This is a genomic window from Ectobacillus sp. JY-23, from assembly GCF_023022965.1.
Lineage (GTDB): Bacteria > Bacillota > Bacilli > Bacillales > Bacillaceae_G > Ectobacillus.
On sequence record NZ_CP095462.1, the window covers coordinates 1,503,216 to 1,516,609 of the forward strand.

The 13,394-nt window shown below is 38.8% G+C and carries 13 protein-coding genes; 4 read left to right on the forward strand and 9 right to left on the reverse strand.

Features of this window, described 5'->3' with window-relative positions; genetic code table 11:
• Positions 1 to 151: 151 nt before the first annotated feature.
• From MUG87_RS07850 to MUG87_RS07860, 3 genes are all read left to right on the forward strand, one after another.
• Positions 152 to 1,261: a methionine biosynthesis PLP-dependent protein gene (locus MUG87_RS07850; RefSeq protein ID WP_247086935.1), complete on the forward strand. Its 1,110-nt coding sequence runs from the start codon at positions 152 to 154 to the stop codon at positions 1,259 to 1,261.
• Complete coding sequence (metC, locus tag MUG87_RS07855; RefSeq protein WP_247086936.1) at positions 1,258 to 2,427, forward strand: cystathionine beta-lyase; 1,170 nt, start codon at positions 1,258 to 1,260, stop codon at positions 2,425 to 2,427. Before MUG87_RS07850 ends, metC begins: the two co-directional genes overlap by 4 nt.
• A 394-nt stretch (positions 2,428 to 2,821) precedes the next feature.
• Positions 2,822 to 3,109, forward strand: a complete 288-nt coding sequence (locus MUG87_RS07860) for an ArsR/SmtB family transcription factor (protein ID WP_247087585.1) — start codon at positions 2,822 to 2,824, stop codon at positions 3,107 to 3,109.
• Between the two features lie 129 nt (positions 3,110 to 3,238).
• Here the strand turns inward: MUG87_RS07860 and MUG87_RS07865 are convergent, their stop codons facing one another.
• Positions 3,239 to 4,351: a class I SAM-dependent methyltransferase gene (locus tag MUG87_RS07865; RefSeq protein ID WP_247087587.1), complete on the reverse strand. Its 1,113-nt coding sequence runs from the start codon at positions 4,349 to 4,351 to the stop codon at positions 3,239 to 3,241.
• A 4-nt stretch (positions 4,352 to 4,355) separates the two neighbouring features.
• On the reverse strand, positions 4,356 to 4,985 hold the full coding sequence (locus MUG87_RS07870; protein ID WP_247086937.1) for an MBL fold metallo-hydrolase: 630 nt from the start codon (positions 4,983 to 4,985) through the stop codon (positions 4,356 to 4,358).
• Positions 4,986 to 5,174: 189 nt separating this feature from the next.
• Here MUG87_RS07870 and MUG87_RS07875 point away from each other — a divergent pair, with 189 nt between their 5' ends.
• Entirely contained in the window at positions 5,175 to 5,354 is a 180-nt protein-coding gene (locus MUG87_RS07875; protein ID WP_247086938.1) for a DUF2759 domain-containing protein, read from the forward strand.
• Between the two features lie 58 nt (positions 5,355 to 5,412).
• On the opposite strand, the gene MUG87_RS07880 is transcribed toward MUG87_RS07875, so the two are convergent.
• The 7 genes from MUG87_RS07880 to MUG87_RS07910 form a co-directional block, all read right to left on the reverse strand.
• Positions 5,413 to 7,227 carry an LTA synthase family protein gene (locus MUG87_RS07880; RefSeq protein ID WP_247087589.1) on the reverse strand — a complete coding sequence of 605 codons (1,815 nt, stop codon included), beginning with the start codon at positions 7,225 to 7,227 and terminating at the stop codon, positions 5,413 to 5,415.
• A 92-nt stretch (positions 7,228 to 7,319) separates the two neighbouring features.
• Positions 7,320 to 8,276 carry an ROK family glucokinase gene (locus MUG87_RS07885; protein WP_247086939.1) on the reverse strand — a complete coding sequence of 319 codons (957 nt, stop codon included), beginning with the start codon at positions 8,274 to 8,276 and terminating at the stop codon, positions 7,320 to 7,322.
• 188 nt (positions 8,277 to 8,464) lie between these two features.
• Positions 8,465 to 8,668, reverse strand: coding sequence for a YqgQ family protein (locus MUG87_RS07890; protein ID WP_247086940.1), 204 nt, complete (start codon positions 8,666 to 8,668; stop codon positions 8,465 to 8,467).
• A gap of 96 nt (positions 8,669 to 8,764) precedes the next feature.
• Positions 8,765 to 9,319, reverse strand: coding sequence for a 5-formyltetrahydrofolate cyclo-ligase (locus MUG87_RS07895; protein ID WP_247086941.1), 555 nt, complete (start codon positions 9,317 to 9,319; stop codon positions 8,765 to 8,767).
• 278 nt (positions 9,320 to 9,597) lie between these two features.
• A complete protein-coding gene (gene rpmG, locus MUG87_RS07900) occupies positions 9,598 to 9,747 on the reverse strand; it encodes a 50S ribosomal protein L33 (protein ID WP_028399211.1) in 150 nt (49 codons plus the stop codon).
• Positions 9,748 to 9,817: 70 nt separating this feature from the next.
• Complete coding sequence (locus MUG87_RS07905) at positions 9,818 to 12,142, reverse strand: sugar phosphate nucleotidyltransferase (protein WP_247086942.1); 2,325 nt, start codon at positions 12,140 to 12,142, stop codon at positions 9,818 to 9,820.
• Positions 12,143 to 12,147: 5 nt separating this feature from the next.
• Positions 12,148 to 13,329, reverse strand: a complete 1,182-nt coding sequence (locus MUG87_RS07910; RefSeq protein ID WP_247086943.1) for a glycosyltransferase family 4 protein — start codon at positions 13,327 to 13,329, stop codon at positions 12,148 to 12,150.
• Positions 13,330 to 13,394: the final 65 nt, after the last annotated feature.

Sequence of the window (13,394 nt, forward strand, 5' to 3'; positions counted from 1 at the left end):
TCTTCTTAGAAGGCTTTTTTATGTTAGGCAGTTTTAAAGCCTAGTGTTGAGGATAGGAACTTGTTGATTGGAGCGCAGGGGGAGGCTCTTGCGGAACGCAAAACACTGTAATGGAAAGTAACAACGGCCTTATATTAAAGGGGGAGAAAATATGAGACAGGAAACAAAGTTGGCTCAAATTGGAAACAGAAGTGAACACACTACAGGAACTGTGAGCGCTCCTATTTACTTATCTACAGCTTACAGACATGAGGGGATTGGCAGATCAACCGGATATGACTATACGCGTACAGGCAATCCAACGCGCGAGATTCTCGAGCAGGCCATTGCAGAGCTGGAACACGGAGATAAAGGGTTTGCCTGTAGCTCAGGTATGGCTGCAATTCTTCTTGTACTTTCTTTATTTAAATCTGGAGATGAATTGATTGTATCAGAAGACTTATACGGCGGTACTTTCCGCTTATTTAATGATTTAGAAAACAGATGGAACATTCGATGTAGATATGTATCAACTCATGATCTACATCATATCGAAGAAGCCATTACATCAAACACAAAGGCTATTTTCATTGAGACACCTACCAACCCACTCATGGAAGTCACAGACCTTCCCGGCGTAGCTGACATTGCAAAAAGATATAATTTACTGCTCATAGTTGATAATACCTTTTACACACCGGTGCTACAGCAGCCTATCTTGCTTGGTGCCGACATTGTCATTCATAGTGCCACAAAATATTTAGGAGGACATAATGATGTATTGGCTGGTCTTGTTGTAGCGAAAGGAGCAGCGCTTTGCACGGCACTCGGTCATTTTCATAACGCTTCCGGTGCTGTTTTAAGTCCCTTTGACTCTTGGCTTTTAATGAGAGGCATGAAAACTCTAGCACTGCGCATGAAGCAGCATGAAGAGAACGCAAAAGCCTTGGTTTCTTTCTTGCAGTCTTCCGCATCAGTAACAGATGTCCTGTACCCTGGCAAAGGGGGAATGATTTCATTTCGCTTACAACACGAAGAATGGATTGATCCATTTTTGCAATCCCTTTCTCTCATCACATTTGCAGAAAGTCTAGGTGGTACGGAAAGTTTTATTACATATCCGGCTACTCAAACACATGCAGATATTCCTACTCAGGTGCGGCTACAACGTGGTGTATGCAATCGGCTACTTCGCTTTTCCGTGGGTATTGAGCATGTTGAAGATTTGATACAAGATGTAAAGCACGCACTTTATCTTGTACGCGAGGAGGTTCAAATATGAACCACTTTTCCTTTGATACACGCTTATTGCATAATAAGCATAAATTTGATTCACAAACAGGTGCTGTCAGTGTACCTATTTACCAAACGTCCACTTTTCATCAAACAAATCCCGATACATTTGGCAAATACGATTATAGTCGTTCCGGAAACCCTACTCGTGAGGCTCTAGAAGAGGTGATTGCCGATCTTGAAGACGGTGTGAAAGGATTTGCATTCTCATCAGGCATGGCTGCTATCTCAACTGCCTTTTTGCTCCTATCACAAGGAGATCATGTTCTTATTTCTGAAGATGTATACGGCGGAACCTTTCGAGTTGTAACAGAAGTACTGGCACGTTACGGCGTAGAGCACACCTTTGTTGATATGAGTAATTTACAAGCTGTAAAAAACGCAATTAGACCAAATACAAAGGTACTATATGTAGAAACTCCTTCCAACCCACTTTTAAAAGTCACCGACTTAGCTGCTGTATGTCAAATCGCTAAAAAGCACGGCGCTTTGACTTTTGTAGATAATACCTTTATGACACCTTTGTATCAGCGTCCTTTGTCTCTAGGAGCTGATGTGGTCTTACACAGCGCAACAAAATTTATTGCTGGGCATAGCGATGTAACTGCAGGTTTAGCTGTGGTAAAGGATGCATCTTTAGCAAAACAACTCGGCTTTTTACAAAATGCTTTCGGTGCAGTGCTCGCACCACAAGATGCCTGGCTCGTACTTCGCGGGCTGAAAACATTACAAGTTCGCTTAGAGCGAAGTGCACAAAATGCATCAGCTATGGCTGCCTATCTCGATCAACATCCGAAAATAAAGCATGTACATTATCCAGGGCTTACTCATCATCCAGGCTATGACGTACACCAACGTCAAGCATCACATCCCGGTGCTGTTCTTTCCTTTGAATTGCACGAAGAAATATCTCTAAACTCATTCTTATCATGTATTACATTACCAGTCTTTGCTGTGAGTTTAGGTGCTGTTGAATCTATATTATCTTACCCAGCTAAGATGTCACATGCTGCTATGTCTGTGGAAGAACGAGAAAAACGAGGCATCTCATCGAATTTGCTTCGTTTATCTGTTGGCTTAGAACATATTGATGATCTTATATGTGACTTTGAAAATACTTTTGAGAGAACAAAAAGTCACATTCAATTATTCTAACAAAAAACATATTTTCTATAATAACCAAGAGATACAAGCAGTTGCTAAAGAAGTATTTTCGCAACTGCTTGTATTATGGTACTATATAAAGAACAAAAATTGTGCTACAATGTGATTTATATAAGTACATTTATATCTTCTCTTTAACAAATTAGCTGTATTTGATTAGGTTTGAAGAAGTGTGTCAACAGGAGCATTGTAAATCATTCCTAAATCTTGATAGAGTTAAGATAAAAGAGTCTATAACTGTAGGTGCTTATATAATTACACAGTAATCTCTTTCTTTACATTATCTTTACGTTTCGCCAAAAGATTTGCAAAGGAGATTCTCTTTACCTTACAATTTTTTGTGTATATCTTAATGCCAGGAGCATATACGGAGGTGAAAAAGCAAATGATTGAAACATTCGAAAGTGAAGCCAATTTATTTGAAGAAAATGCTGAGATGTTGAAGGTACTGGCTCATCCGGTTCGCCTTTGTATTGTGAAGGGACTAATTGAAAAAGGGGCATGTAATGTATCAACAATGTATACAAGCCTTGACATGCCGCAGTCTACCATTTCACAGCACTTAGCCAAGTTAAAAAGCTCCAAAATTGTTACGAGTGAGCGAAAAGGTTTAGAAATCTTTTATAGTGTTGATAACGAAAAAGTAACACAACTTATAAAGATATTATTTTAATTAGGGGAAAGGTAAGCAGCATTTATAAAATGTTGCTTTTCTTATGTCAAAAATTAAACGGAACTCTTGTTTTATATGTAAAAAGTGCGGCAAATGCTGCACTTTTTACATACAATCATATATAATTTCTCATAAAGGTGAATGACGCATTTCATTAGTCACAGCTAGCAGCTCACGATAGCCTTCTAGCAGTTTCCCCATAATCGCTATTTGAAAGGTGTCACTTATGCCACCTGTTAGCAATGACCGCACCGCTCGATTATGAGTACTTGCTGTAGAAAACGGGTCTACATCAACATGATCAATCAACTGTTCGAGGATACCAGTAGCAAGCAAAAATGTTGTTTGTTTAACACGAAGCAGCGTTTCCATTTGATTTTCTGCTGCAGCTGACTGCAACCCATCCCAATGTATATGCGTCGTCAAATCCATATCCCCTGGATATAACAATGGATTTGAAATCAATTGATGCTTATAATACCCTCGTAAGCTTCCTTGGCGATGAACAGGCTCACACCATTCTTCATTGGTATAGCCATAGTCGACAGTGATAAATAGTCCCTGCTGCAAGACACGGCCTATTTCAGCCATATAAGATTCCATCGCAAGAGGCACTTCCATTCTTTGCCCATACGCCAACTTGAAATTCTGTTTTTTCAAGTAAGATATAACCTCCAAATTCTCTAATAAAATAGCACGCTCTATCAGTTGCTGTTGTTCATTAAAAGCGATATATATTTCCACCAACTCATCTTGCTGTTCTACAACATGAACAGGAAATGCATCAAACAGCTCATTTGCAAACACAATTCCGTTAAAACTATCTACTTCTTGGATAGATGTGCACCAGCGTACGCCTAAGTCTACTAACCTCTCTTGTTGTAACGTTCGATGATACGGACTAACTTCCACCATTATATAGGTTAAAGTCTTATAGGTTTGCGGGGAAACACGTTGCCATTCCATTAGCACATCATATGCAAATTGCCCTGTTCCCCCACCTATTTCACAAATAACAGGGGAAGTGACTTTGGCTTCTACTAACGAAACAAAAAATTTAGCCCATTGCTTTGCAAATATTGATATATTACTACTTGTATAAAAATCACCTTGTTTTCCAATCTTCGGTTTGTGTTTCATATAATACCCAAAAGTCGGGTCATATAATGCTTTTTCCATAAAATCTGCGTACGAAATAGCCTGCAATTTACTTGCTTTAATCTCCTCTATAATTGCTTGCATCATGTTACGCATTTAAAAATGGATTATGTTCTTTTTCAAATCCAATGGTTGTTTCCGGGCCGTGTCCGCACATTACAACGGTATCATCAGGCAAGGTAAAAAGTTTCTCTTCAATACTCAATACCAATTCATGAAAGCTACCGCCACGCAAGTCCGTACGTCCTATACTCATTTGAAATAGGACATCACCAGAAAATACCACACCTGCTTCTTTGCAATAATACGATACACTTCCAGGGGAGTGGCCCGGTGTCTCAAGAACCTCAAATGTAAAATCACCTATTTGAAGCGTGCTTTCTTCCGTAATTACACAATCTGCGGCCTTTGCTGTAATACTTCCCTGTCCAAAGTAGCTAGAACCATTAAGAGTTGTATCCGCCAGCCAGTCTTGCTCAGCTTCATGCACATACACAGGGATAGAGAAAGCATTTCTCACCTCATCCACAGCACCAATATGATCAAAGTGTGCATGAGTAAGTAAAATCGCTAATGGATGTAAATGATGCTTTCGTAAATAAGTAATAAGACGTTTCCCTTCACTACCCGGATCAAAGACAATACATTGCCCCTGTTCATTATGTAAGATATATGCATTGGTTTGTAATGGACCTAACGGCAATTGTCGCCATTTCATATGTATCGTTTCCTCCTTTTTTTACTGTTCTACCTTCTTCTATCATGATACAACATTTTGCACAATGTACAAATAAGTGTTGTATTCGCTTTCCTTTAACCCTCGACATTTGAAAATGTAAGTTGTACAATAATAAAAGAAGAAATATTGCAAATCTTAGAAAGAGCGGGATAATAAAGGGGGATTTATATGAAATACGGTCTTGTTGTTATTTTCGTACTAGTAACACTTTTATCTTTGTATTCCAGCTACAAAACATTAAAAGAAAAGAATATGCTTGGTGCGTCACTTTCTGTCGCCACACTGGTTGTATTCGGTTGGTTCACAATCATGACAATCATCAAAAATGGCTATCCGCCTACACATTAAAAGCTCTGATGCCTCAGAGCTTTTTTCCATAGGCTTATTCTTTTTCTGTATATTTCTTCTATCTATTGTTAAGAAAACGCAATAAATCGCCGTATATTAACTTATCAGAGTAACGCAATTCTAACCTAGCTTTTTTTATGTAGGGAAGACAATGTGTTACATCTAATACCTCCCCGTTCCGATTATAACAAACTCCTCTTGTATAAATATAATGTTCCGTAACAAAACTACCATCTCGAAACACCGTAAACTGCTCTTTGAGCGGGGAAAAGAAATCCTCCCCAAAATGAATATCCCTTTCACGTTCAACCCCAAGTAAATGTAACAGAGTTGGTTTCACATCAATCTGTCCTCCTACTTGTGACATCACTTTTGCCTTTTGCCCTGGTATATGTATAATTAACGGCACTTTTTGTAATAAGACAACATCAGCAGGGGTGAACTCTCCTTTTCCTAAATATTGTGCGAGAGCCTTGTTATGATTTTCAGAAATTCCGTAATGATCTCCATATAATACGAAAATTGTATCTTCATACAAGCCCTCTTCTTGTAATCGTGTAAAAAAATATCGAACCGCTTCGTCGCTATATCTCACCGTAGAAAAATAACGATTTAATGTACTACTTGTTGAATCGTAGGGTGGAATGATTTGATCTTTTACACCTAAGCGAAACGGAAAATGATTAGTAAGTGTAATATACTTAACGTAAAAAGGACGCGGTAACGACTTTAACTGTTGAATAGATTGCTCAAACATTTCTCTATCTTTTAATCCCCATCCAACAGAATTTGTTGCGTTGGCGGCAAAATGCTGTCCATGAAAATAACGATGATATCCTAGTGCAGGATACATAAGATTACGATTCCAAAAACTTTTGTTATTCGCATGAAAAACAGCTGAATAATAGCCGTAATGCCTCAAGATTGCCGGAGTCGCTACATATTGATTTCCTGCGTGTGTAAAAAATACAGCACCGCGATCTAACGGATATAATGAGTTATCAATGATAAATTCTGCATCCGAAGTTTTTCCTTGTCCCGTTTGATGATAAAACTCATTGAAGTAGTAGCTCTTTTGAATCAGTTCATTTAAAAATGGTGTGATCACTTGTCCGTTTACTGTATTATTTATTACAAATTGCTGCAGAGATTCCATTGAAATAATAATAACGTTTTTTCCCTTAGCAATACCAAATAAATCGTGTTTTGGTTTGCGTTTGCCTCCTACAAAATTTTCTACTTCTATTAACTTGTCGCTATCTGCCAATGCTCGTTGTGCAGAAGATTTTGATTGCAGTATCACATCATACACATGATAATTGAATAGACCAATGTTTTTGACAAGTATTTTTCGATCGAAAGAACGTGTTAGCAATTGTGGCCTTTCCTTTTCAGCAAATGATAAATGCACTATAAACAGCGTTATTAAACCAACGAAATATACGCTTCTACTTTTAATAGATAACTTATCTTTAGGGATGATTTGAGGCCACTTTCTCGCCACATACCACAATACAATAATATCCATAAATAAAAGTCCGGTCCTATAACTTAATAATTCACGGATACTTGATCCTAGATCGCTAAAATTACTTGTTTGAAGCAATACAGGCACAGTTAAATAGTCATCAAAAAAACCATAAAACATTATATTAGAGCATAGTAATATCGTAAGTGAAACAGCACTGCACAAAACAGTATGCGTATACATTTTGCCTTTAGTAAACAAGGCTATACCAAATATAAATAATAGCGAACTTAATGAGCTGAATAATAAAATCAACTCTTGGACCGTATTTTCAGCAGCAATTGCGAAAATGAATTTATATACAACATACATCTTTACCCAAAACAAGAATACTGCCAGTAACATAAAACGAAGTTTCTTGAGCTCTACCAGCACAAATTCGCACCTCTCGAACGTAAAATAAAAAGTCTGCTATTACGCAGACTTTTTTGCTTTATTTAGTGTTTCCCAATTTTTGTTTTTACTAACCAAGCTCCACCAATTACACCTGCATCGTTACCAAGTGTTGCAATTGCCAATTTTGTACTCTTAGCAACGCGTGAAAACGCATACTGTTCAAAATAACGTTGTACAGGATTCAAAAGTGCATCACCAGCTTTTGATACACCACCGCCAATAACAACTTTTTCTGGGTTCATAATATTGCTGATATTGGCAATTGCCAAACCGAGGTAAGATGCCATTTCTTCTACCACTTGCTTTGCCAAAGCATCTTCTTCTGCTGCTTCAAACACATCTTTAGACGTAACCATTTCAAACTGAGACAATTGACTCTCTCCACTTTTTGCAAGGGCTTCTTTAGCCAAGCGTGCAATACCTGTTGCTGATGCTACTGTTTCTAAGCATCCCGTTTTTCCACAGTTACAAGGCGCGCCGCCATGAGGCACAACCGTAATATGACCGATTTCGCCGGCTGCACCGCTCACGCCGTGTACAATTTCTCCGTTCGCAATCACACCCCCACCTACACCTGTGCCCAGTGTTACACAAACAAGATCTTTAGCACCTTCTCCGGCACCTTTCCACATCTCACCAAGAGCTGCAATGTTAGCATCATTGTCAACAATAACCGGAAGCCCTGTTTCAACTTCTAATAAATCCTTTAATGGATAGTTTGTCCACCCTAGGTTAATCGCCTCATAAATAACACCTGTTGTCAAATCAACCGGACCAGGTGCCCCCATACCAATACCTAACAAGCGTTGTTTCATCTCACCTAACTCATGCAGCTTTTTATCAATTGCTTTGGCAATATCCAAAGTAATATGCTTACCACTTTCACTAATGTTCGTAGGAATCTCCCATTTATGAAGAATTTCGCCGTACATACTGATAAATGCTAACTTAATCGTCGTTCCACCAAGATCGACACCAACCAACCATTTGTCTTCCATTTTTATTACCATCCTCACTGCATTTTTTCTTTTGGCTCTGTTAAAGTTTGTTGTTGATTTCCGTTACGGGGGTTCGCTTTCCGCGTGCGGACAGGGACCTCCTGAACGTTATGCACCTGCGAGGTCTTCCTTTGATTTGTTTTTTCCGCAGGAGTCTATCAACAAGTGCCGATTATCCACATCAAGTTTTAACACAGCCTTTCTTTTAATTGTTGCACTTCACTGCGAAGCACCATCAACGCCGCTTCATATGTTTGTTTTTCAATTAGCTGTGATTGTGACAACTCACGTAACTCATCTTCCATTAACTCCAGGTCCGCGATGCGATTACCTGTGTAAATAATGGTTCCAAACTGTTTTAAAAGCTGCTGAATGTCATAAATGGATGTCATCTTCTCACCCTTTACCTATCTTAAGAAAACGTTCACATCTTTTATTATAAAAAGAAGCATATCATGCGTCAATTTACGACGGGAATCCTATAGCTCTCATATAAAAATATCTGTTTCTGTAATTACTTTTTGCACATATTGATCGTGCATATCCATCGGTACAGACGAGACAATTTGCTCAGCAAATGCCAAAGCAACTGTTCTCCCTTTGTACTTCGGTAAATACCGGTCATAATAACCACCGCCATACCCTATCCTGGCTCTTTCTCTCGTAAACGCCACACCAGGAATAAGCATCAGTTCAATTTCATCTGGATTTGCAAGTACAGTTTTAGCAACCATTGGCTCTTGAAGCTCCATATAAACCGTCTCTAATTGTGCGAATGACGTAATATACCGAAATTCCATGTCTCTTGTTTTAGGTGTGCATTTTGGAACAGCTACCTTTTTTCCTATATGCCATGCATATTCAATGATGCTGCGTGTATCTGGCTCGTGTCCCATCGAGATCGTAATTGCAATAGTCCGTGCTTGTTCCCATTCAGCTTGTTGATATAACCGTTGTGCGAGCAGTAGCGATTTCTCTGTACGCTCTTTCAACGTCATATGGTTCAATTCCATCAATATTGCTTTTCTCAACTCTGCTTTCATCGCTTCACCTCTTTACATTACAAACGTGTATGCGAAATGGCACAATAAATTGTATGCTACATAAAGGCTTTGCTAAAGTTCCTATCATTTTTGTATGGGGTCATTTTTTCTAAACGATTAGGAAGCCTCTCCCCCTCCAATTAACAAGTGACACTTATTAGACATTAAGCTCTAGCAAACCCTTGTTTACAAAGCCTCCGCTGATAACACCTATAACATTATCCCACCTGGCACCCTATCTTTCCTCACAACAAAAAAACAGTAGGAATCCCTACTGTTTACTTTGTTTCGCGGTGTAATGTAACTTTCTTTAATCTTGGGCAGTATTTTTTAAGTTCGATACGCTCAGGATTATTACGCTTGTTTTTCTTAGTGATATAGTTACGATCTCCGCACTCTGTGCATGCTAGAGTAATGTTTACGCGCATGTTAATTTCCCTCCAGTCTTTAATAACATAAATCAGACTTTACTATGATATCACTTTTTAAATAAAAATTCTACACCTTTTGATATTGTCTAATTTTTTCTATTATGTTAAGGATTTTCTTACGCGCTTTTGCTGCATTTGCAGACTGAGCATACACAATAATTTTTGGTTGCTGTGCGTCAGATATAATGTATGACCATTCACCATGATCATACAAAAACTTTATTCCTTCAGATACTTCGAGCTCTTGTTGTGCTCCTTCTTCTGTTAGCATGCGCATTACCCGCCCTTTTTCTTTCCATGGGCATAGTACTTCGTCCCATAACAAATGAAAGTGGGGACGATTCTGTACAATGGTATGTAAAGGAGCATTCTCCACTGCCATAATCTCTATAATTTTTCCGACTTGTAATAGTGCATCCTGACCAAACTGACCGGAATGATCTTCCTGTTCCGAACAGCATATATAACTGCCTCTCTGCTTGATAGTAAGGGGATATACATGTCGTAAAATATGAGATGCAACCGTATCTTTAATATTTGTATATACATTGCCGTATACATCATATAATTCAAAATCATTACCTTGTTCTTGCAACACCATGCCTACATCAGCCCCGCTGCTTCGTATCATATCCATGACATCATTAGGGTTTGTGTCTACCCATGTAATCTGGCAATGCAGCTGTTGGAAAAAATGTGACAGCATCTCTCGCTGTAAAGCGCTGGATTGATATACACACAGATGAAACGCACACTGGCGAATGCTGCTAACGCGAATCATTTTAAGAATAGCACTTACATATTCTATATGTTGAGAAGGGTAAAATATATTTATTCCTAAATGCTCAATCTCTGCATATTTTGATTCATCTAGAACATATGCCGACTCTACTTCTTTTTCAAAGCGACCTGATATAATGGTTCCGCAACTATCATAAAAACGCAATACAACCTCCCCGTTACTTTGCACATAAATAAATACACCTCCCTGTACGTGAGCTTTTGAAATCATATATCTGAAGCATGCGTCATTTGTGTATTTGCACTCACGCGTTGTAATACCGGCAGCATGTAAAGTTTCCATAAAAACACGGGTTACAATCTCCGCATAGCGATGACAATCATACCCTATTAAAATAGTAGCTTTTGATGTGAGTACGATACTATATGCATGTGCAATTTTCACAATGGTTTCAGGCTTAATGTGTATGTTGGCCTTGCCCTTAATATCGCCTCGGTAAAACAACGACGCATCGCGTTCCTCTTGTGCTGTGACAGACGAAAGAAGAACAGATCCTCCGTCAATAATTTGATCTGGCCAAACCTTTACGTTTGATTTAATGACTGTATTTTTACCAATCACACTTCGATCTGCAACAACACTTTTATCAAAAAGAGTAACACATTCTTCAATAATTGTGCCATATGAAATAATAGTTCCATTTACTTCCGAACATTTTCCTACATGCACATCATTGCCTATAATGGACTTACTGATTTGTACATCCTCACTAATAAAGCTGTTCTTTCCGATAATTGTGTACGGATGAATCACAGCTCCCTTCTTAATCGTAACACGATCGCCAATTAAGGCCGGTCCTTGAATCTTTGCACCGTTCTCAATTCTGGCTCCTTCTCCCATCCATACTCCGGGAAATACTTCTGTACATTCCATCGATATTCCGACTTTCTTAGTAAGCAAATCAAAGTGAGCTTGCCGGTAATTTTGGAATGTACCAATATCCAACCAATACCCTTCGCTCATATAGCCATACAAAGGCTCTCCTTTACTGAGGAGCATCGGAAAAATATCATGACTAAAATCATAAAAAGTGTGTACCTTCATATAAGAAAAGATGGACGGTTCTATAATATAAATACCTGTGTTGACTGTATTAGATACAACTTCATTCCAACTGGGCTTTTCAATATACTTCATAACCCGCCCTTCTTCCTCTGTAACAACCAGGCCAAAGTTGAGGGGATTTGCAACTTCCTTTTGAAAAATTGTAACCATCCCTCCTGTACTTCTATGGAAATCCATACCTTTTAATAAATGAAAATCCGTAAGAGCATCTCCGCTTACAACTACAAATGTCTCATCCAAAAATTCTTCCGCTTGCTTTATACTGCCTGCAGTACCTAGAGGCGGTGTATCTTCAAAATAGTATAATTTCATTCCCCAATTACTGCCGTCACCAAAATAATTACGAATTGCAGCTCCCATGTATTGAACCGTAACTGCTACTTCACGAATACCGTGCTTTCTCAGCAACTCCAGACTATATTCCATGACAGGTTTATGTAATAGAGGCAGCATAGGTTTTGGGAGATTACAAGTTAACGGCCTTAAACGCATGCCTTTGCCCCCGGCTAAGATAACTCCTTTCATCCTGTTTACCTCCCTTTTTGATAGACACTATCCTCATATACACGAACCGTATCCGCAGCAATTTTACTCCAACTATATTGTTTTTTCACGAGGTTACATCCATTTTGTGCAATTTGACATGCGGTTTCAGGTGCATTTAAAATTTCTTTGATTCGCATGGTTAAGCTGTGAGCACTGCCCGGTTCCATTTTATAGCCATTATAGCCATGCTGTACCACTTCACTAAGTCCTCCTACATCTGAAACAATAGTTGGCTTGTTGGCAAGCATCCCCTCTAATGCAACAATTCCAAAAGGCTCATATAAACTCGGTACAACAACGATATGACAGCTTTGTAAAAAAGCACGCTGCTCCTCTTCGCTCACATGACCAACAAAATGAATAAATTGCCCTAAACCTCGCTCGGCGACTACGTGCTTGTAAAAATCAAGCATCGGGCCTTTTCCTGCTATAATAAAGATTAAGGTTGAATCAAAACGAATGAGTTCAGGTGCAGCTTCAATAATTGTATAAAAGCCCTTTTCATTTACAATGCGACCAATTGAAAATACAAGGGTACGATTTCGTAAATCATAAGTTCGGTATACAGAAGCCAAAGGCTTTGCATTACAGAAAAATGCTTCATTAATACCATTTGGAAACACAAATATATTTTGCAGAGAAGGATTTAATATGCGTAATACCTCTTTTTTCATATACTCACTACATACGATGACGGCTTGCGACTCCTTTACCAATTCCTTTTCCTTCATATGTATTTCCCATTGCAGGGATGTATGGATGCCTTGATTTCTGCCATGCTCAGTTGCATGGATGGTCGTAATAAGCGGCAGTCCCTTTCTTTTTTTAAGCTGTTTTGCTGCTTCACCTACCAGCCAATCATGAGCATGAACAAGATCAAAAGCTACTTCGTCACATAAACATAAGGCATATTGTAAGATAGCTTCATTAAGCTCGCTAATCCAATGATAAAAGTGATCACGGCTACCTTTACGACATACACGATGTATGTGTACAGCTTCTACCTCCTCATATAGCTGTGAACCTTCTACATACGTAGTGATAATATGAATGATATGCCCTGCATTGGCCAATGCTTTAGACAATTCGTGCACATGCCTCCCAAGTCCTCCAATCAGCATGGGTGGATACTCCCATGATAAAATCAACACACGCTTGCGTTCCATACCTTCCCCCCTTATATTTTTATTTTGTTGTATATAAAAATGATAGCACCAGTCTTTTCCATCCA